The sequence below is a fragment of the Methyloparacoccus murrellii genome (assembly GCF_054657115.1).
The window spans coordinates 1-19,963 of the sequence record NZ_BAAHXD010000041.1 but is presented as its reverse complement, the minus strand read 5'-3'; the positions used below and the strand labels follow the sequence as shown (position 1 = coordinate 19,963).

The 19,963-nt window shown below is 66.3% G+C and carries 20 protein-coding genes and 1 pseudogene; 7 read left to right on the top strand and 14 right to left on the bottom strand.

All coding sequences use genetic code 11. The features are described from left to right. Positions 1 to 61 precede the first annotated feature (61 nt). The 3 genes from lysM to ACYQ1H_RS11800 are packed head-to-tail and all read left to right on the top strand — an operon-like array spanning position 62 to position 2,674. The gene (lysM, locus tag ACYQ1H_RS11810) at positions 62 to 520 is read left to right on the top strand and encodes a peptidoglycan-binding protein LysM (RefSeq protein WP_460028242.1); all 459 of its coding nucleotides are present in this window, start codon (positions 62 to 64) and stop codon (positions 518 to 520) included. 56 nt (positions 521 to 576) lie between these two features. Continuing rightward, positions 577 to 1,926, top strand: a complete 1,350-nt coding sequence (locus ACYQ1H_RS11805; protein ID WP_460028241.1) for an adenosylmethionine--8-amino-7-oxononanoate transaminase — start codon at positions 577 to 579, stop codon at positions 1,924 to 1,926. A 1-nt stretch (position 1,927) separates the two neighbouring features. After that, entirely contained in the window at positions 1,928 to 2,674 is a 747-nt protein-coding gene (locus ACYQ1H_RS11800; RefSeq protein ID WP_460028240.1) for a 16S rRNA (uracil(1498)-N(3))-methyltransferase, read from the top strand. Positions 2,675 to 2,686: 12 nt separating this feature from the next. Here the strand turns inward: ACYQ1H_RS11800 and ACYQ1H_RS11795 are convergent, their stop codons facing one another. Beyond that, positions 2,687 to 3,169, bottom strand: coding sequence for a YajQ family cyclic di-GMP-binding protein (locus ACYQ1H_RS11795; RefSeq protein WP_460028239.1), 483 nt, complete (start codon positions 3,167 to 3,169; stop codon positions 2,687 to 2,689). A gap of 9 nt (positions 3,170 to 3,178) precedes the next feature. After that, a complete protein-coding gene (gene djlA / locus ACYQ1H_RS11790; protein ID WP_460028238.1) occupies positions 3,179 to 4,033 on the bottom strand; it encodes a co-chaperone DjlA in 855 nt (284 codons plus the stop codon). Positions 4,034 to 4,111: 78 nt separating this feature from the next. On the opposite strand from djlA, the gene ACYQ1H_RS11785 reads away from it, so the two are divergent. Continuing rightward, on the top strand, positions 4,112 to 5,005 hold the full coding sequence (locus tag ACYQ1H_RS11785) for a phosphoribosylaminoimidazolesuccinocarboxamide synthase (protein ID WP_460028237.1): 894 nt from the start codon (positions 4,112 to 4,114) through the stop codon (positions 5,003 to 5,005). A 10-nt stretch (positions 5,006 to 5,015) separates the two neighbouring features. On the opposite strand, the gene ACYQ1H_RS11780 is transcribed toward ACYQ1H_RS11785, so the two are convergent. Next, positions 5,016 to 6,239 carry a multifunctional CCA addition/repair protein gene (locus ACYQ1H_RS11780; RefSeq protein ID WP_460028236.1) on the bottom strand — a complete coding sequence of 408 codons (1,224 nt, stop codon included), beginning with the start codon at positions 6,237 to 6,239 and terminating at the stop codon, positions 5,016 to 5,018. Between the two features lie 27 nt (positions 6,240 to 6,266). On the opposite strand from ACYQ1H_RS11780, the gene ACYQ1H_RS11775 reads away from it, so the two are divergent. After that, positions 6,267 to 6,695, top strand: coding sequence for an Rdx family protein (locus tag ACYQ1H_RS11775; protein WP_460028235.1), 429 nt, complete (start codon positions 6,267 to 6,269; stop codon positions 6,693 to 6,695). Positions 6,696 to 6,719: 24 nt separating this feature from the next. On the opposite strand, the gene ACYQ1H_RS11770 is transcribed toward ACYQ1H_RS11775, so the two are convergent. Genes ACYQ1H_RS11770 through ACYQ1H_RS11755 form a run of 4 tightly spaced genes read right to left on the bottom strand, consistent with a single transcriptional unit; the run spans position 6,720 to position 9,372 of the window. Further along, positions 6,720 to 7,142: a cupin domain-containing protein gene (locus tag ACYQ1H_RS11770; RefSeq protein WP_460028234.1), complete on the bottom strand. Its 423-nt coding sequence runs from the start codon at positions 7,140 to 7,142 to the stop codon at positions 6,720 to 6,722. Next, positions 7,139 to 7,486, bottom strand: coding sequence for a SorB family sulfite dehydrogenase c-type cytochrome subunit (gene sorB, locus ACYQ1H_RS11765; protein ID WP_460028233.1), 348 nt, complete (start codon positions 7,484 to 7,486; stop codon positions 7,139 to 7,141). Before sorB ends, ACYQ1H_RS11770 begins: the two co-directional genes overlap by 4 nt. Continuing rightward, on the bottom strand, positions 7,483 to 8,718 hold the full coding sequence (gene sorA / locus ACYQ1H_RS11760; protein WP_460028232.1) for a SorA family sulfite dehydrogenase catalytic subunit: 1,236 nt from the start codon (positions 8,716 to 8,718) through the stop codon (positions 7,483 to 7,485). Before sorA ends, sorB begins: the two co-directional genes overlap by 4 nt. A gap of 30 nt (positions 8,719 to 8,748) precedes the next feature. Then, positions 8,749 to 9,372: a DUF4136 domain-containing protein gene (locus ACYQ1H_RS11755; RefSeq protein ID WP_460028231.1), complete on the bottom strand. Its 624-nt coding sequence runs from the start codon at positions 9,370 to 9,372 to the stop codon at positions 8,749 to 8,751. A 232-nt stretch (positions 9,373 to 9,604) separates the two neighbouring features. Between ACYQ1H_RS11755 and ACYQ1H_RS11750 the strand changes: the two genes are divergently transcribed. Next, on the top strand, positions 9,605 to 10,789 hold the full coding sequence (locus ACYQ1H_RS11750) for a glycoside hydrolase family 57 (RefSeq protein WP_460028230.1): 1,185 nt from the start codon (positions 9,605 to 9,607) through the stop codon (positions 10,787 to 10,789). Between the two features lie 47 nt (positions 10,790 to 10,836). Continuing rightward, a complete protein-coding gene (locus ACYQ1H_RS11745; RefSeq protein ID WP_460028229.1) occupies positions 10,837 to 12,306 on the top strand; it encodes a glycosyl hydrolase family 57 in 1,470 nt (489 codons plus the stop codon). A 90-nt stretch (positions 12,307 to 12,396) separates the two neighbouring features. Here the strand turns inward: ACYQ1H_RS11745 and ACYQ1H_RS11740 are convergent, their stop codons facing one another. The 7 genes and pseudogenes from ACYQ1H_RS11740 to ACYQ1H_RS11710 form a co-directional block, all read right to left on the bottom strand. After that, positions 12,397 to 13,671 carry an alpha-amylase family glycosyl hydrolase gene (locus tag ACYQ1H_RS11740; protein WP_460028228.1) on the bottom strand — a complete coding sequence of 425 codons (1,275 nt, stop codon included), beginning with the start codon at positions 13,669 to 13,671 and terminating at the stop codon, positions 12,397 to 12,399. 141 nt (positions 13,672 to 13,812) lie between these two features. Then, entirely contained in the window at positions 13,813 to 15,891 is a 2,079-nt protein-coding gene (locus tag ACYQ1H_RS11735) for a glycogen synthase (RefSeq protein WP_460028227.1), read from the bottom strand. A 142-nt stretch (positions 15,892 to 16,033) separates the two neighbouring features. Continuing rightward, positions 16,034 to 17,659, bottom strand: coding sequence for an NAD+ synthase (locus tag ACYQ1H_RS11730; protein ID WP_460028226.1), 1,626 nt, complete (start codon positions 17,657 to 17,659; stop codon positions 16,034 to 16,036). Between the two features lie 290 nt (positions 17,660 to 17,949). After that, positions 17,950 to 18,228: a DUF2442 domain-containing protein gene (locus ACYQ1H_RS11725; protein WP_460028225.1), complete on the bottom strand. Its 279-nt coding sequence runs from the start codon at positions 18,226 to 18,228 to the stop codon at positions 17,950 to 17,952. Continuing rightward, positions 18,225 to 18,482, bottom strand: a pseudogene (locus ACYQ1H_RS11720) (DUF4160 domain-containing protein). The gene ACYQ1H_RS11725 and the pseudogene ACYQ1H_RS11720 overlap by 4 nt, the downstream one beginning before the upstream one ends. Positions 18,483 to 18,837: 355 nt before the next feature. Then, complete coding sequence (locus ACYQ1H_RS11715) at positions 18,838 to 19,422, bottom strand: hypothetical protein (RefSeq protein ID WP_460028223.1); 585 nt, start codon at positions 19,420 to 19,422, stop codon at positions 18,838 to 18,840. 38 nt (positions 19,423 to 19,460) lie between these two features. Continuing rightward, on the bottom strand, positions 19,461 to 19,963 hold a 503-nt coding region (locus tag ACYQ1H_RS11710; RefSeq protein ID WP_460028222.1), incomplete at its 5' end, for a hypothetical protein.

Here is a 19,963-nt window from a genome sequence, read left to right as displayed (position 1 = left end):
CCGCCCGACCAGCGCCGTGCCAGCCGGCATCGGCCTCCCATCACCACAGGAGGAACAGCACATGGGCCTGCTCGATTTCGCGAAAGACATCGGCCACGCGCTCTTCGGCGACGACGAGGCGGAGGCCGCGGACAGCATCAAGGCGCACATCCTCGCCGACAACCCCGGCATCGACAACCTGAGCGTGACCTACCAGAAAGGCTTCGTTACCCTCGAGGGCAACAGCGGCACCTGGGACGCCGTCGAAAAGGCCGTGCTGATGGCCGGCAACGTCAAGGGCGTCGGCCGCGTCATCAGCAACATCGCGGTGGCGGAGGACACGAGCGCCGCACCGACCGAGCTGGGTGGTTCCGCGCCCGGCCAGTACTACGAGATCCAGAGCGGCGACACCCTGTCCGCCATTGCCCGGAAATTCCTCGGCGATGCCAGCCTGTATCCGAAAATCTTCGCGGCCAACCGCGAGGTCATCAGGGATCCCGACAGGATTTTCCCCGGCCAGAAAATCCGCATCCCGGGATAACCGCCCCATCCCCGGCCAGGCCCGACGCCTGGCCGGCCAGCCCAGCCGAGCTCCACATGTCCAACCGCGACTGGTCCGCCCGCGATCTCGCCGTCCTCTGGCACCCCTGCACACAGATGAAGGATCACGAGGATCTGCCGATGATCCCGATCCGGCGCGGACAGGGGGCCTGGCTGGAAGACTTCGACGGCAACCGCTATCTCGATGCCATCAGTTCCTGGTGGGTCAACCTGTTCGGCCATGCCAACCCGGCCATCGGCGCCGCCCTCAAGGACCAGCTCGACACGCTGGAACATGTGATCCTGGCCGGCTTCAGCCACGCGCCGGCCATCACCCTGGCCGAGCGGCTGATACGGCTGGTGCCAGCGGGCCTGACCCGCTGCTTCTATGCCGACAACGGCTCCGCCGCCGTGGAAGTGGCACTGAAGATGAGCTTCCACTACTGGCGCAATCGCGGACAACCGCGCAAGACCCGCTTCATCACGCTCAGCAACAGCTACCACGGGGAGACCCTGGGCGCGCTGGCGGTGGGCGATGTGGCCCTGTACAAGGACACCTACGCACCGCTGCTGCTGACGCCGATCACGGTGCCCAGCCCGGACTGTTACCTCAGGGAGCCGGGCGAGGACTGGGCCGGGCACAGCCGCCGCAGGTTCGCGGCCATGGCGCAGGCCCTGGCCGAGCATGCCGATGAAACCGCCGCCGTCATCGTCGAGCCGCTGGTGCAGTGCGCCGGCGGCATGCGCATGTACGACCCGGTCTATCTGACCCTGCTGCGCGAGGCCTGCAACCGCCATGGCGTGCACCTTATCGCCGACGAGATCGCGGTCGGCTTCGGTCGCACCGGCACCCTGTTCGCCTGCGAGCAGGCCGGCATCCGCCCCGATTTCCTGTGTCTGTCCAAGGGGCTGACCGGCGGTTACCTGCCCCTGTCCTGCGTGCTGACCAGCGACGATATCTACGCGGCCTTCTACGACGATTACGGCACCCTGCGCGCCTTCCTCCATTCGCACAGCTACACCGGCAACGCGCTGGCCTGCCGGGCGGCGCTGGCCACGCTGGATCTGTTCGCGCAGGACGATGTGCTGGGCCGGAACCGGGAACTGGCGCGGCAGATGGGCGCGGCGGCCGCACCCCTCGCCGAGCATCCGCACGTGGCCGAGGTTCGGCAGACCGGCATGATCCTCGCTATCGAAATGGTCCGCGACAGGGCCACGCGCGAGCCCTATCCCTGGCAGGAACGGCGCGGCCTGCGGGTCTACCGCCAGGCACTGGGCCGCGGTGTGCTGCTGCGGCCCCTGGGCAACGTCATCTACTTCATGCCGCCCTACGTCATCGCCCCCGAGGACATCCGGCTGATGGCGGAGGTAGCAGCGGAAGGCATCGATCTGGCCACGCGCGACTGACATGCGCATCTCGCGGCTGCATCTCGAAGCCCCGCTGGCCGAGGGCGAGACCCTGACTCTGGACGAGGACAGCGCCCACTACCTGCGCAGCGTGCTGCGTCTCAGGAAAGGCGACGCGCTGACTGTCTTCAACGGCGATGGACGGGAATACGCGGCCCGGATCGAACTGGCCAGCCGCGAGCACGTCCGCCTCGCCATCAGCGAGGGCCGGGAACGCGACACCGAATCGCCCCTGTGGACCCACCTGGGTCTGGGCATCGCGCGCGGCGAGCGCATGGACTACGCCTTGCAGAAGGCGGTGGAGCTGGGCGTCAGTCGCATTACTCCGCTGTTCACGGAACATTGCGTCGTGCGCCTGGACGAGGACAGGCGCGACAGTCGCCGCCAGCACTGGTGGCGAATTGTGCGCGGCGCCTGCGAGCAGAGCGGCCGGACGCGGCTGCCCGAGCTGGACAGTCCCGTCCGGCTGGACGACTGGCTGCCCACGGTGCAGGGTCTGCGGCTGTTTCTCGATCCTCACGGCGGCCTGGGGCTGCCCGGCCTGGCGCCATCCGTGGACGAGCGCATCACCCTGCTATCGGGTCCCGAAGGCGGCTTCGCCGACGCGGAGCGCGCCCTCGCACGAACCTGCGGTTTCACCCCGGTACGGCTGGGCCCGCGCATCCTCCGCACGGAAACCGCGGTGGTGGCGGCGCTGGCGGCCGTGCAGACGCTGTGGGGGGACTGGTCGGCGCGCGCGGCGGAGTGAGCGCCGGCGTCCTCAGTCGCGAAAGTTGATGAACTGCAGGGGCATGTCCAGCTCCGTCCGCCGCAGCAGAGCCATGGCCTCCTGCAGATCGTCCCGCTGCTTGCCGCTGATGCGCACCTGATCGCCCTGGATGGCGGCCTGCACCTTCATCCTGCTGTCCTTGACCAGTTTGACGATGCGCTTGGCCAGCGCGGTCTCGATACCCTGGCGCAGGGTCGTCGTCTGCCGGGCCTGACGGCCGGACACCTGCGGCGGATCGACCTTCAGGCAGAGAAGGTCCACGCCGCGCTTGGCCAGGCGCGGTTGCAGGATGTCCATCATCTGCTGCAACTGGAACTCGTTCTCCGCCAGCAGGGTGATGACGGCGTCCTTGAGCTCGAAGCGGGCAGCCGTACCCTTGAAATCGAAGCGCGTGCCCACTTCGCGGTTGGCCTGATCGACGGCATTGGCCACTTCGTGCAGGTCAACCTCCGAAACGACATCGAACGAGGGCATGGGATTCTCCTAGAGTTGCCTGGCCTTGCAGATGGCGTCGTACGCCTTCTGGATCTGCTGGGTTTGCTCGGTGGCCTTGCGCAAGCGCTCCGGGGAAACGCGCTGGGCCGCGAGCTTGTCGGGGTGGTGCTGGCTGATCAGGCGCCGGTAGGCTCGCTTGACCTCGCCAGCGGTGGCCGCAGGGCTCAGGCCGAGCGTCGCGTAGGCCTCGCCCAGCGGTGTCTCGCGCGGGCGCGGAGGCTCATAGCGGTGCCATTGCCGTTCCTGGTCGTAGCCGTTGTGCTGGCTCCGGTAGGCGCCGAAGCGGGAAAAGCGGCGCTCGGTCTCCAGCCGGGTCCGGATACCGTAATACTCGTATCGGGAAAAATGCAGCCGGTCGCAGGCGCGCAGCAGCAGCTGCTCCTCGGCCGGCGTCATGCGTCCGTCGGCGAGCGCCGCCTCGACCTGCAAGGCGATGAACATCCGCGCCACATGCGCGCGACCGTGGCATTCCGCCTGCAGCCGGTCCAGCGTCGCCTCGAAGGGAAAGTCCGTCTGCTTGCCCTCGTTGTAGAGCCGCATGGCGGACTGCCGGAGCTCCTCCGGCAGCAGCATGCGCTGCATGATGGCCCGGGCCGCGCCGATCTCGGCCTCCGAGACGCGGCCATCCGCCTTGGCGACATGTCCCATGACCTGGAAGGTCGCCGTGAAGAACGCCGTCTGCAGGCGCTGGGCCTCCTCGCCGCCGTAGCCGTCGCCCTCCAGGCGGAAATCGAAGCCCCCCTGGTCGAACTGGTGCCCCAGTGCCGCCCCCAGCGCCGCGCCGATGGGACCGCCCATTACGAAGCCGAAGGCGCCGCCGATCACTTTGCCGATCCAGCTCATGTTTGCGGGGTTGACGTCAGGGTTGCCATAGCGGCATGAAACTTACATGATTGCCTGCTTTTCATCAAAGTGCATGCCATGACCGCGCCGGAAACCCTGCACCAGAGCCACCTCAAGTCCTTGCCGCTGCGAGCGCGCGGGAAAGTCCGCGACATCTACGACGTCGATGCCGATCACCTGCTGATCGTCACCACCGACCGCATCTCGGCCTTCGATTGCATCCTGCCCGACCCCATTCCCGGCAAGGGCCGGGTGCTGACGGCGGTCTCCAATTTCTGGTTCGGCAAGCTCGGGCACGTCGTGCCCAACCAGCTGACCGGCCTGCCGCTCGAGGCTGTACTGGACGATCCCGCCGAGCGCGAACAGCTCGAAGGGCGCGCCATCGTCGTCAAGAAGCTCAAGGCCCTGCCGGTGGAGGCCGTGGTCCGCGGCTACCTGATCGGCTCCGGCTGGAAGGACTACCAGGCCTCCGGCGCAGTCTGCGGCATCACCCTGCCGACCGGGCTGCGGCAGGCGGAGCAGCTGCCGCAGGCGATCTTCACGCCCTCGACCAAGGCGGAACTCGGCGAACACGACGAGAACATCGACTTCGACCGCTGCGTCGAACTGCTGGGCCCATCGCTGACCGAACAGGTACGGGACGTGAGTCTGCGGCTCTATACCGAGGCCGCCGACCATGCCCGGACGCGCGGCATCCTCATCGCCGACACCAAGTTCGAGTTCGGTCTCGACGCGGCAGGCACCCTGCACCTCATCGACGAAGTGCTGACCCCGGACTCCTCGCGCTTCTGGCCGGTCGACCAGTACCGCGTCGGCATCAGCCCGCCCAGCTTCGACAAGCAGTTCGTCCGCGACTATCTGGAAAGCCTGGACTGGGACAAGCGGCCGCCGGCGCCCCGCCTGCCGGCCGAGGTCATCGCCCGCACCGCCGAAAAATACCGCGAGGCGGAAGAGCGTCTGACGCAGCCCTGAGCAGCCCGTCTCAGGCCACGCGGGCGAGCGCCCGCACCTGCCGGATGCGCTCGGCGCGGATCGCCTGCCCCAGCCGTTCGCCCCGGTAACCGGCGGCCAACAGGTCGGCCACCGGCACCGACGATGCCGCCCGGTGCACGACCCGCAGCCAGTCGGCCTGCGGGTAGGGGCGCGCCTCCAGGCCCAGGCGGCCGCGGGCGTCAGCCTCGCAGGCCAGAAGGAACGGCGCCAGCGCATCCTGCTGGCGGAAAGCGTCCAGCCGCAGCAGCAGATCGACCAGCGTCCCCGGCCTGAGCTCCAGCGCGCGGTGGGCATGCCCGTGATAGCGCATCACCTTCTCGGCCAGCCGGCGGTAGCCGTTCGGCACCTTGAGCCGGTCGCAGAGCCGCGCCAGTGCCGGCAGCCCGAGCCGCTCGTGCCCGCGATGGCGCGGCCAGCCGGCGGGATCGGTCAGCGCCTTGCCGAGATCGTGCGTGAGCGCGGCAAAGCGCACCGCCGGATCGGGCGACAACCGGGCCGCCTGATCCAGCACCATCAGGCAATGCAGGCCGGTGTCGATCTCCGGATGATGGCGCGGCGGCTGGGGAACGCCGAACAGGGCCTCCAGCTCCGGGAACAGCCGCGCGAGGGCGCCGCAGTCGCGCAGGACCCGCAGGAACACGCTGGGCTGCGCCTCCGCCAGCGCCTTGGACAGCTCGGCGAAAACCCGCTCCGGAACCAGCGCATCGACCTCGCCGCCCGCGACCATGGCGCGGGCGAGCGCCTGCGTCTCCTCCGCCACCCGGAAACCCAGGCCAGCGAAGCGGGCGGCGAAGCGGGCCAGCCGCAGGATGCGCACGGGATCCTCGCTGAAGGCCGGCGACACATGCCGCAGGCGCCGGGCCCCCAGATCCTGGCGACCGCCGTAGGGATCGATCAGCCGGCCCTCGGCATCCATGGCCATGGCGTTGAGGGTCAGATCGCGGCGCCGGAGATCGTCCTCCAGGGTGACATCGGGCGCCGCATGCACGGAGAAGCCATGATAGCCCGGCGCCGTCTTCCGCTCGGTGCGGGCGAGGGCGTACTCCTCGCGCGTCCCGGGATGCAGGAACACCGGGAAATCCTTGCCGACCGGCTTGAAGCCGCGCGCCAGCATGGCTTCGGGGGTTTCGCCCACCACCACCCAGTCGCGCTCCCGGACCGGCAGCCCCAGCAACTGGTCGCGCACGGCGCCGCCGACCAGATAGGCCTTCATGGCTGGAGGGTGGGGATGGCGGTCGGCATGGACGACATTGTACCGCTGGCGACCGACCTGTCCGGCGCTCCCGGCATCCCTGCCGCATCCTGCCCGACCGGCGGGGGCTTGCTCGCCGCGCCGGCCGCCGCCACACTGTCGCAACCTGCCCCGATCGCCCAAGCCGATTCCGCAAGCCCGGCCATGAAACCCCGCATCGAGATCGAATACTGCACGCAATGCCGCTGGCTGCTGCGCGCCGCCTGGCTGGCGCAGGAACTGCTCACCACCTTCGAGGAGGAACTCGGCGGCGTGACCCTGATACCGGGCACCGGCGGGGTGTTCGAAGCGCGGCTGGACGACCGGCTGCTGTGGTCGCGCCGGGCGGAGGGCCGTTTCCCGGAGGCCAAGGAGCTCAAGCAGCGGGTACGCGACCTGATCGCCCCGGACCGGAGCCTGGGGCATTCGGATCGCTGAGGCGGTCGCCCGCGCCGGCCGGCGTCAGGCCAGCCGCTCGGCGGGCGGATCGGGGTCGATATCCTCGTAGGCCTCGGGTACGAAGCGGGGCGTACAGATGGCCAGAAAGACCAGGTCGTCGCCACCGGTGTTGGCGATGCGCTGCGCGCAGCCGGCCGGGATCAGCGCCACATCGCCGGGCATCAGTAACTGCGGTGGCAGACCTTCGAGCTCGACCCGGCCCTGGCCCCGCAGCACGACATAGCGCTCGGCAATCCCGGCCAGCCGGTGCCAGCGGGTAACGGTGCCGGGCGACACCCGCGCCTGGGCGATTGAGACGGCGGCGTCTGTCGCCGTGTTCGAGAGTTCGCGGATATGGCAACGCTCCTCGGTGTGGAACTCCGCCGCCGCCTCGCCCCGGCGGATGGCCGGCCGGTCCGGGCCGCGGACCGGATCCCCCCGGCTCATGGCTGGCCGGCGGCCTGGCCGGGACGCTCGGCGCCGTAGGTCCTGACCAGATAGTCGACCATCGGCGCGATATCCTCGTCAGCGAACAGGGCGCCGAACGGCCACTTCATCTTGCGGACCGTGGCGTCCCAGTAGCCGCGCGTGGATGACGGCGGCTGGTAGAGCACGTAATGGGCTGAATGGCAGACCAGGCAGTTCTGCCGGACCAGCGCGTAACCCGGCAGCTCGCTGGGGGCGAAGTCGGCGCTGTCCCGGGGCAGGACGATATCGAGCGCCAGGGCCGGCGCCATGACCAGGCAAACACCGATGGCGGCCAGCAGGCCGCGCGCCGCCACCCGCCTCATGACACGATCACCCGGGTGCTCTCGACCACCTGGCGCTGGTAGCCCGAGGGGTTCCAGCTTGCCTGCAGGGGCTGGATGTCGCCGGCGTTGTTTTCCGCCCGTACCCGGATGTCCAGTGGCCCCGGACGCCCGGGCGTGAAGGCCAGGGTCCATTCCCGGAAGGAGTAGCGGCCAAGATCCTGCCCCAGCCGGGCCGTCTGCCAGTCGTGCCCGCCGTCGGTGGAGACGCTCACGCGCCGGATACCCTCACCGCCATCGAAGGCGATGCCGCGCAATCGCTGTTCGCGGCCCACCGGCAACACCGCCCCATCGCCGTGACTGGTCAGAAAGGAGCGCACCCGCAGGCGGCCGATCGGCCGCAGCCGGTCGGGCTGGGTGCCGGGCTCGACGCAGGCGCAATCGTTGTCCGGAATGCGATAGGCCGTGCCCATGAAATAGCCGTCGAACGGCTGGCCGAGCACCTGGATGTCCGTCACATGCTTGACCCAGTAGGTGCCGAAATAGCCCGGCACGATCAGCCGCAGGGGATAACCGTTGAGCATCGGCAGATCGGCCCCGTTCATCCCCCAGGCCAGCATGACCTCGCCATCCCGGGCATGGTCGACCGCCAGCGCCTTGAGGAAGTCCGGTCCATCGCCCAGGGGCGGCCGGTCCAGCCCGTCGAAACGCACCTGCACCGCGCCCGCCTGAACCCCGGCCTGGTCGAGCACCCTGCGCAGGGGCACGCCGGTCCAGCGGGCATTGCCCATGGCGCCATGCCCCAGCTGACCGCCGGGTGTGCGCGGCCGGGAATAAGCCCGGCTGTTGCCGGAACACTGGTTGACCGCCACCCGTTCCACCGGATCGCCCAGTTGCTTGAGCGCCTCCAGCGACAGGTTCAGCGGCGTCCTGACCAGGCCGCCGACGCGCAGCCGGAAGGTGGCCGGGTCGATGGTCGTGGGAATGCCGCTCCAGTGGTAGCGCACGAAAAAGGCATCGTTGGGGGTGAGCAAGCCGTCATTGAATACGGCGAACGGCGTTTCCAGCTGCGGCGGGCGCATCGTCTGCACGATCAGCGGGCGCTTCTGCGGAAAGGCGAAGAGTTCCCGCTCGCCGTTCTCGAACGGCAACACGACACGACCGGTGGCCGCCGCAGCCGCCGGCCGTGCCAGGGCGACGCCCATGCCGAGGGTGCCGAGCTGCCTTAGGAAGCGGCGGCGGTCATGACCGGGGGGCAGGCGGGTAGTGGACATGATGAGGCTCCCTGGGTTGGGCGAAGGCTGTCAGGGCGCGCCCGGCGACAGGGGCGGGAAGCCTTCCAGCAGGCTATCCACCGCCGCGCCGATACGCTCGCGCTGGCTGGCGCTGAAGTAGCCGAAATCGCTGTCGTCCGTCACGGCGGCGTTCCAGATCACCCGGGATGTCGCGGCATCGAGAATGGCGATTTCCAGCTTGGCTTCCTCGTACTTCGAGGAATATGGGTCACGCGACGGCGGCAGGGCGCGGCCGTCGCTGCTGGTCGGCACGGTGGACCCGTGCAGGCCGGGGTACATGAGCCCGACGGCGCCCCAGCCGCCATTCGGGCTGCGGTGGCGGTCCAGCGCCCATTCCCCGAACGACCAGGCCACCCGGAAGCCCGGCCGGTCGCCAGTGCGGGTGAAACCCTTGGCGCGCAGCGACTGCTCAATATGGGACTGGACCAGCTCGTCCAGCTGGATGCGTTGCGCCGTGCTGACGGCGGCATCGCTTTCCAGCCGACCCGCCTTGGGCGCCCAGTCCCAGGCGCCAAGACGGCCGAAGTCGTAGGTCCGGTCGTAATCGCTCTGCACCGGCAGATGCCGGGTGGCGCAACCGGCGACGGCGCCCAGCGCGAGCAGCATGGCGGCGGTCAGGAAAGCGGGGCGCATGGAACCCTCCCATGGTGATGACTGCGACCGGCGGCGACCGGACAGGGAATCGAGCTTACCCCATCGCCGCACGGCCGTCACGCCGGCCCCCGAACCGGCATCGGCAGGGGCAGCGGGCGACGCGGGCTGTTTATACTAGGGCGAGGCCCGTCGTGATTCCGGCCAGGCCATACCGGCCCATGGCACCGCCCGCCGGCATCGCGACATCCGCAAGCCACACCGAGGACCCGTCATGTCAAATCCGATCCATCATGCCCTGGTGCTCAACCTGCACCAGCCGCCGGGCAACCTGCAGGAGCTGCTCGACCAGCACTCCTGGGAGCCCCATGAAATCCTCTATGCGATGGATCGCATCCCGCGCTCGCTATGGGGCTATGAGGATGTCGGGCGCGTCCACCTGTCATTCTCGGGTACCCTGCTGGAAACGCTCGTCGACCCGCATTTCCAGAGCCGCGTCTACGGCGTGGTCGACTGCGGCGCCATGCTCTGGCATTTCCAGAACACGGCCCTGTTCCGCATCCTCGGCACCGGCTTCTACCATCCGGTGCTGCCGCTGATTCCCGAGGCCGACCGCGAGGAACAGGTCCGCCGCTGGCTGGGCATGGCCCGCCACGTGTTCTGGCGCAGCGATTTCCAGGGCTTCTGGCCGCCGGAAATGGGCTTCGCGATGGAGCTGATACCGCTGCTCAGGCGTCTCGGCTTCCGCTATGTCCTGGTCGACAGCGACCATGTCGAGCCGGTCACGGCGATGGATTGGCACGAACTGCGCTACCGCCCGCATATCGCCCGCCACAACGGCGAGGAGATCATCGTGGTGGTGCGCGACCGGGAACTCTCGGACGCGCAGGAATCGGGCATGGAACTGGCCTGGTTCCTCAACGAGGTGGAGGCTCGGACCCGCTGGTGCGATTTCGCGCCCCTGGTCACGACGGCGACCGATGGCGACAACGGTGGCTGGTTCCGCAACCCGCAGCCGGAGGCGAATTTCTGGGGCCTGTACCGGGCGCTGCTCGAACAGACCCGCGCCGGCGGCGCCGTACAGCCGGTTTTCATCGACGATTACCTGGACCGCTACGGCGCCCATGGCGAGGTCAGGGTCGGTACCGGTGCCTGGAACACCGGCTGGCACCACGGTCACGGATTCATGCAATGGACCGGCTCGCAGGCGCAGAAAGACGCCCTCGAACGGCTGCGGACCCTGAGCAAGGCGGTGCACGACGCCCGCTGGAAGGCCGGCGAGCGGCGCCTCGAGGACCCGGAAACGCTGGCACTGCTGGAGCAGGCGATGTGGCGGCTGCTGCGCGCGGAAACCAGCTGCCACTATTACTGGGGCGAGGCCTGGGTGCCGCGCGCGCTGAACGACATGCGCGCCTCGGAAGCGGCCCTCGAAAAGATCGTGGCCCGACTCGGCGAATGACACGGCAAACTTGCCAAGAGGACGACATGCAAACAGGAACCCCGGCGATGAGCGACCTTCCCGAATATCTCGACAACCTTCCCAACCTCTGCGGCCAGGAAGCCGCCATCGAACAGGCCATCGCCGCCGCGCGCGGCCGGCCGCTGTACCTGGGCCAGGACGGCATCGATTTCACCCGCGTCAAAAGCGCCTTTGCCAACGCCCTGCACATGCACCAGCCGCTGATACCGGCGGGTGGCGGCGATCTCCGCACGGCCGAGATCATCAGCAACCTTCAGTACATGATGGAAAACCAGGGCATCGGCGACAATCACAATGCCCCGGTATTCCACTGGTGCTACAAGCGTATCGGCGAATTCGTGCCGCAGCTGGTGCACGAGGGCAAGCAGCCGCGCATCATGCTGGAGTATTCGGGCACCCTGTTCCATGGCCTGCGCAAGATGGGGCTGCACGATGTCTTCGACGCCCTGCGCCCGGTCACCTGCGACCCGGCCTACCGGCATTGCGTGGAGTGGCTGGGCGCGCCCTGGGGCCATGCGGTGGCGCCGTCAACGCCGGTGCAGGATTTCCGGCTGCACGTGCGCGCCTGGCAGCATCATTTCGCCGCGATCTTCGGCCTGGAGGCGCTGACGCGGGTGCGCGGCTTCTCGCCCTCGGAAATGGCCCTGCCCAACCACCCCGATGTCGCCTACGCATTCGTCAAAACGCTGGTTGACGCCGGTTACCAGTGGGTATTGGTGCAGGAGCACACCGTCGAGGAACCCGCGGATGGCCGGCATCCGCGCCGCCCGCACCTGCCGCACCGGCTGGTCTGCACCAACTCGGCGGGCGCAACCGCCAGCATCATCGCCCTGGTCAAGACGCAGGGCTCGGACACCAAGCTGGTGGCGCAGATGCAGCCGTACTACGAGGCGCGCTCGCTGGGCCGTGTCGAGCTGGCCGGCACGTCCGTGCCGCCGCTGGTCACCCAGGTCGCGGACGGCGAGAACGGCGGCGTGATGATGAACGAGTTTCCCGGCAAGTTCATGGATGCGATGCGCGAATCCAGCCACTCGGAGACCCCGGCCATGAACGGCACCGAGTATCTCGAGCACCTGTTCGCCATGGGCATCACCGAGGCCGATCTGCCGGTGGTGCAGCCCCTGTTCCAGCGGCAGATCTGGGAGCGCATGCAACCGGGCGAAGGACCCGAAAAGCTGGCCCGGGTCATCGACGAACTGGGCCGGAGCGGCCAGCGCTTCCACATGGAAGGCGGCAGCTGGACCAGCGACCTGTCCTGGGTGCGCGGCTACGACCATGTGCTGAAACCCATGGAGGAGGCGAGCGCGGCGTTTTACGACAACATCATCAAGCCTGGCATCCCGACGGCCGACCCCCGCTACCGCAACGCGCTGTTCCACCTGCTGTCCGCCGAGACCAGCTGTTATCGCTACTGGGGCGAGGGCCTGTGGACCGACTACGGCCGCGAACTGTGCCGGCGGACGCAGGCAATCGTCGAGAGCGACGTCAAGCCCTGAGGGAAATCCCGCCGCCACCGGGCGACCCGGCGCGTGCGAATGGACGCACCCGCCCGGGTCAGCGCAACGGCAGGGGCGAATCCATCCGCCCTAGGCCACGGCCGGCTCGGTCACCATGATCCGTCCCATGCCGGGGCCGAGCTCGAATTCGAACGGCGTCGGCAGGTAATCCAGCGGCCATTCCGGCGAGACGTCGACCAGCGGCGGCCGGCTGCGGACGAAGCGGTAGAGATCCTCGGCCCGGAACGGCTGGCGGTTCCAGGGGTCCTTGTTGAGCACCAGCAGGGCCTCGCCGTGGCCCTGCGACGACTGCTTGCGCAGGACCAGCACCGCTGGATTGTCGCAGTCGACGACCTCCAGCGGCCCGTCCTCCTGGAACACCGGGTAGCGGGCCTTGACCGCATTGAGATGCCGGATGAAACCGCTCAGGTCGGTATCGGTCGTCTCCCAGTGATCGGGCCGGGTGTCGACCACGTGCATGGGCCGGCGGAAGCCGAACTCGTAGCCCATCGGCATCATGACGCCGCCAGAGAACAGCGCGGCGAACAGGTAGCGCTGCTTGAGCGCCTCGACATTGCCCTGGGCCTCTTCCATCAGCCGCGGGGTGTCGTGGCTTTCCGGAAAGCTGATCGAGGGCGCCATCTCGCGGGTCTGGCGGTACTGCTCCAGCAGCCAGTCGCCACTGAAGTCCCACCATTTGGAGCTGTTGAAAATGGCGTCGAAACCGGCGTCGGCCGTCTGCCGCGTTTCCGCCGGCGAGCAGCCCAGCGTTTCCGCCACGAACACCGCATCCGGCCAGTCCCGGCGGATATCCCGCAGCAGCCGGCGCCAGACCTCCCCGGGAACCTGGTAGGCGGCATCGCAACGGAAACCGCGAAATCCCAGGCCGCACAGGTATTTCACGACCGACAGACAATGCCGGAACAGCCCCTCGCGGTCAGCCGAGCCCTGGTGATCGAACTGCGCCAGGTCTTCCCACACCACGCGCTGGCCCTCGTGCTCGCAGAAGGGATGGGCGATGCGGCCGTTGTCGCGCACGAACCACGCCGGATGGGCTTGCAGCAGCGGCGAATCGTAGGCGCAGTGGTTGATGACCAGGTCGACCATCATGCGCAGCCCCAGCCGTTCGGCCTCCCGCACCATCGCCCGCACCTGATCGTCGGGTGTCTGGCGGGCATGCGGGTCGAGCAGGGCCGGATTGATGGCGAAATAATCCTTGATCGAATAGAGACTGCCGGAGCGGCCGGGCAGCTGGATGGGATTGACGAAAACCCAGTCGAAGCGGAGTTCGACCGCGCGCTCGAGGTGCGAGCGCCAGTGCCCCACGGGGCCGGCCAGCAGGGGAAACAGGTTGTAGATACGCATGATGGATGGGCGGATCGTGGGGAGCGTGGTGAACGGCACCGCGCCCGGATCGTTGGGAAATTGCGGCACTGAGGAGCGGTGCGGGCAAGGCGCCGCCACCCACCGGCCGGCGGGTGGCTGGCAGAAGCCCGGTCTCGCGCCCTACCTCTCGCGAATCAGGTCATAGATGTTGAGGTAATCCTGCCCCGGATGATTCCAGGAGTAGTCGCAGCGCATGGCGTTCTTCATCAGCTCGCGGAAGTGCTCGGGATATTGGTAATAGCAGGCGATCGCCCGGCCCAGCGCCGATTCCAGCCCTGCCTCGTCGTAGTCGCGGAACACATAGCCGTTGCGTTCGTGCAGCGGCCGGTGCGAGAAGTCCTTGTCGATCACCGTGTCGGCCAGGCCGCCGATCTCGCGCACCACCGGAATGGTGCCATAGCGCATGGCGATCAGCTGGATCAGGCCGCAGGGCTCGAAGCGGCTCGGCACCACGGTGATGTCGGCACCGGCGTAGATGAGGTGCGCCAGTTCCTCGTTGTAGCCGATCTCCAGATGCACGTCCGGGTTATCGTTGAACTGGTGCTTGAGGCCCCAGAAGTAGGCGTTGATCGAGCTGTCCGGGCTGGACCCCAGCAGGATGAACTGACCGCCCTGCGCCAGGGTGTAGAACAGCGCGTGGCGGATCAGCTCGATACCCTTCTGCGGGTCCAGCCGGCCGACGAAGGCGACGATGGGCTTCTCGTTGTCGGCGATCAGCAGCCGCGCGCGCAGCGCCCGCTTGTTGTCGTACTTACGCTCCAGGGTAGCGACCGAGTAGTTGGCCGAAATCAGCGGATCGACCTCCGGGTTCCAGACCTCGTAGTCGACGCCGTTGACCACGCCGCCGTACTTGGCGTGATGGATGTGCAGGGTCGGTTCCAGCCCGAATCCCTGCCCCTGGTCCTTGGCCTCGGCCGCATAGCGCGGCGATACCGTGGTCACGAAGTTCGAATAGACGATGCCGCCCTTCATCAGGTTGATGGCCTGCGGGTTATGGTTGTCGCGCAGGCGATCGTAGTGGAAGTAATAGTCCGGCCGGTTCAGCCCGGTGGCGCTCAGCACGTCGGCCCCGGTCACGCCCTGATGCTTGAAGTTGTGGATGGTGAAACACGCCCGCGGATGGGTCATGCCCATGCGCTGATAGACCTCGTAGAGCAGCACCGGCACCAGCGCCGTCTGCCAGTCGTGGCAGTGAATGACATCCGGGTGCTTGCCGGATTTCCACAGGAACTCCATGGCCGCACGGGAAAAGAAGGCGAAGCGCCAGATGTCGTCGTTGAAGCCGTAGACGACGCCGCGGTTGAAGAAGTTGTCCGCCGAGTGCGGCTCGATGAAGAAACACTTGCGCCCGTGCACGAAGCCGAAATAGACCGAGCAATGGATGGCGCCGCCATACCACGGCACCCACAGGTCGTCGAAGGTGCATTGCAGACCCCAGATGTGGTCGTAGCGCATGCAGTCGTACTTGGGCAGGATGATTTCGACGTGGTTGCCGCGCAGTTCCATTTCCCGGCACAGGCCAAACACGACGTCCCCCAACCCGCCGACCTTGGCGACCGGCGCCAGCTCGGGCGAGATGTGCACGATGAACAGCGAATCGCGGGCCGGCGGCGGTGGGGGCGCCCATTCCGGCTCGGGTTCGGGCTCGGAGGGCTGCGCCGCGGTCGCGGCGGCCACGGCCGGTTCGACCGTTGGCGGCTCGGCGGAGGGTGGCGCATCGGCCAGGGGCAAGGATGGCGCCTCCGCCGGCATCGCGGCAACCGGTTCGACAGGGGTTACCGGTTCATCCGCCCCGGGCGCGGAGGCGGCGATCGGGTGCGCCGCCCCGGCATCCACGGGTGCTGCCAACATCACAGGATGCGCGCCCGGCGCCGATGGCGCCGGCTGGTCGGCGGCATCGGACGCCGGTAGCGCCGCGCCGGTGGCCGGTGGCGCGGCGACCGCTGCCGATCGGCCAGCGGCGACCTTCCCAACGGACCGGGCAGCCGGCGGCGGCGCGACCGGCTTCGATCCCGGCGCTCCCGTGACCGTCTTCGGCGTGGACCGTGGCGGCTCGCTGCCGGCGCGGCCGGCCGGGGACGCCGCCGGCTGGCCGGCGGTCGCGGCAGCCTCGCCTTCGGGTTTGACGGCGGGCGTCTCCGCCGGCCGCGGGGAAGGCGCTTGATCGGGGCTCTTGGGCGATCTGGTTTTCTTGCTCATGATGATCCTGCTGACGAATCGCGGGTTGCCGTTGCCCATTGACCCGGTCGTTCGAGTCAACCGGCTGGCACGCATGATAACCCGCATGGCGGACTTCACACCCGCCACGCCTGATGACGGCACCCGCAAGCGCGCGGCGGAGCTAGCCGCCGAAGCCGTGCGTCATCGGATAGCGCCGGTCGCGGCCGAAGGCGCGACGGCTGATCTTGACCCCTGGCGGCGCCTGGCGACGCTTGTATTCGTTGCGGTCGACCATGCGGGCGACACGGACCACCTCATGCGCCGGATAGCCGGCGGCGATGATCTCGGCGACCGATTCGTCGCGCTCGATGTAGCGTTCGAGAATCGCGTCCAGCACCGGATAGGGCGGCAGGGAATCCTCGTCCTTCTGGTCGGGACGCAGTTCCGCCGAGGGCGGGCGCTCGATGACGCGGCGCGGGATCACCGGCGACAGGCTGTTGCGGTATTCCGCCAGCCGGTAGACCAGCATCTTCGGCACATCCTTGAGCGGCGCGAAACCACCGGCCATGTCGCCGTAGAGCGTGGCATAGCCGACGCTCATCTCGCTCTTGTTGCCGGTGGTCAGCAGGATCTTGCCGGTCTTGTTGGAAAACGCCATCAGCAGGATGCCGCGGCAGCGGGCCTGGATGTTCTCCTCGGTGGTATCGGGCGGCAGGCCGGCGAAACTCGGCGCCAGCATGTCCATGAAGGCGGCGAAGGCGGGCTCGATGGGGATGACGTGATGGCGGCAACCCAGCGCCTCGGCCTGCCGCACGGCGTCCTCGTTGCTCATGTCGGCGGTGTAGCGCGACGGCATCAGCAGCGCCTCGACCCGCTCCGGTCCCAGGGCATCGGCCGCCAGCGCCAGGGTCAGGGCGGAATCGATGCCGCCCGACAGCCCCAGCACCGCGCCCTGGAAGCGGTTCTTGCGCACGTAGTCGCGGATGCCGGTCAGCAACGCCCGGTAGATGCCGGCATCGTCCGGCAGCGGCGGTGTGACGGGGCCGGGGCGGGGCTCGACCGTCCGGCCGTCGTCGCCGGCGGCAAACGTCACCGCCAGCAGCGTTTCCCCGAATTCCGGCGCATGGGCCACGATGCGGCCCTGACGGTCCATGACGAAGGAAGCACCGTCGAACACCAGTTCGTCCTGCCCGCCGATCAGGTTGACATAGACCAGGGGCACGCCGGCGGCGCTGACGCGCGCGCGCACCACCGCTTCGCGGTCGCGGAGCTTGCCGGCCTGATAGGGCGAGGCATTGAGGTTGAGGACGAGCCGCGCGCCGGCCGCCGCCGCCTGCTCCACCGGCCCCGGCTGCCAGATGTCCTCGCAGATGGTCAGCCCGACCGGCACGCCGGCCAGCGGAAACACGCAGGGCGCGCTGCCGGCCTGGAAATAGCGCTTTTCGTCGAAAACACCATAGTTCGGCAGCCGCTGCTTGCGGTAGATCCGGCGGATGGCGCCCTCGCCGAGTACGGCGGCGCTGTTGTAGATGCCGTCGTCGGCGGCCTCGGGAAAACCGACGATGGCGGTGATGCCGTCGATGTCGCGGGCCAGCTCGTCGAGGGCCACCTCGACGGCGGTGAGAAAGTCCCGGCGCAGCACGAGATCCTCGGGCGGATAGCCGGACAGGGTCAGCTCCGGGAACACCACTGCCTGCGCGCCCAGCCGGTCGCGGGCCTCGGCGGCCGTCTCGCGGATGCGGCGGGCATTGCCGGCCACGTCGCCCACCATGAAATCGAGTTGGGCAATGACGATGCGGAGGGTCATGGGCATTCCAGGGTCAAGGGATCAGGGTGAATCGCCAGCAGCCCCGCCGCCACCGATTTTCACGGATTTCTGAGGGAATATGGAACAGGTCTGGCGCGTTGCTCAAGTGTGGGCTTCTCGTGGCGATAGGGTGACGGACCACGGCACAGGTATCTGGAATATTGCCCGAAGATGCCTATTGGAAGCTGGGATTCCGGGATGCTTCGTCCCAGCCTACGACCTGTGCGCTCTCAACAGCCCAATGCTTATGCTTTAAAATCTGTAGGACGCGGTGCGTATCGCACCGCAAGCTACGACGGATACCGCACCTTATCGCGTATTTCTTGGGCATCCCTAATTGATGCGGTTTCCCATCGCGCCTGAATGGTATCTGCGGATAGGTCTGCTCCGCAGTCCCACTCGACAAAGTACTTACCGTTGTGAAGTCGTTCGAACTCTCTTTTGTCTTTCAGAGGCGCGAATGCTTCAGAGTCTAGATAGGGTTTAACATCAAATAAACCCGTTTCTCCATCCTCGGACTTAATGTACAGGATGCAATTATCTTTTGGAATAACTTCTGCGATATTCATTGATCAAGCCCTCGAATCGGGAATGGTTTCTTGCCGTGGACGGCCAAGTCCCAGTCAGCCAACAGATCATCCTGGTGTATTTCAATCCATGCGACGACCAGTTCATGCTTCTTCGGCGGAAGTTCTCCAGCCAAGACGGTTCCATCGAGTATCGAGTAAATGGCCACATGGCCTTGTTATTCGGCATGAATGTGCGGGATGTTGTGCCTGTCCGTGTCATAGAAAAACATCCGAATGAGGATGCCATAGAACATCGAAATTGTTGGCATGACAACGACCTTTCCTGTTATGCGACTCCACAAACTGCAAACTAAATAACTGAACCCATTCTTCCCGCATGCAGCAAGGCGAAATGTGGGGATTCGTGGCTTTGATCATCCCGGATTCCACTACGTTCCTCCGGGCTACTTGGTCCTAACGGTTTGTCAGGCGATCAAATTGACCCGAACGGTGCGGCTCATTCCTCACCGCACGCTGCGACGACGACCGTACCTTACCGTGTAAGGTCTGCCGTAGCAGAGGTACAAGCAAGGAGGAAGACAATGTATCGAAGGAATCTTCCGATGGGCATTCAATCTTCTCCTATGTGAGCGGTTCAGCCACAGTTTGCTAACGTTCAAGCTCACCGGCGCGCGGTAGGGCGTCCAAGTTGAGCGCCGAATTAGATTTCTTCTCCGGCGCGTGGCAGTACGCCTGCTCTAAAAACAAGTCCACAGCCTTCTTAAGATGACTAAATGTTCTCGCTGAAGCCAGATCGGGGCCGTAAACATACCAAGGACGGTTTAAACTCCCTTCCTGTTTCAAGATGCCCGCATCAGCACCTTTTTTGGGCTTTCCACTCTTAAAATATCGGTGAACAGATACGCCGGTTTCTGAAAGCTGCACATACCAACCAAGTGTTTCTAGCTCTTTGACTCTTGCCTCTAGGGCCTCGACTAGCGTGCTAAATACTGGTGGTAGTATTGCGCCAACGACATAATCCTCAGCAGGGTGATCATCGGGAACGACTTCGATTTTTGAGACCAAGAAATTCTTTACTTCGCCTGTCGGAATATCTCGCGCCCGAATTTCTCGCGCCGTAACGGTAATGGGGCTCAAACACCTCTTCGTTCCAGGTTGACTGCCTCCGTGGTAAATGACAGTGACAAGTTCTCCGGCTTCCGCAGCCTCCATTAAGCGTTCCTCCACGCCCATAAGCCCTCCTTAAACAATTCAAAGACCCAGCCTCTTTATCAGAAAAGTACTCCGTGAGCAGAAATCCTGAACATATCTTTCTTTGCGTCTTTTGCCGGAATGTAGACTGCTTTCTTAATTAATTCGCGAAGTTCTTCGGAAGTGATTCCCTTCATTGGAAAGAACACGATCTCTATAGTCGGAGCCATAACAGCCCAATCTGCCAATCCCGCCTTCTCTGGCGATAGCAACGTCGGGTGTTCCGCGAGATGGGGCTTCAACTTCAACAATACCTTCGAGTATTTTTCCCGTGATACGGGGTTTGATAAGTCACGGGCCATAACAAAGACGGAATAACCGACAGAGATTTCCATGGCTCTTTTTGAAGCCCCATTAAGCGTCCGCATAACCTGCTGCACAGTGAGTGGTATCGACGGTTCATCAGTGTCGTTACTCAATATGGAGATATCACCCGTCCAAAGAGCTGTGTATAAGCGGCCTTGGGTTGTGGATAAGGGGCCTACACTTACTCTCTTTAGGTTTTTATAAAGGTCTATCCTAA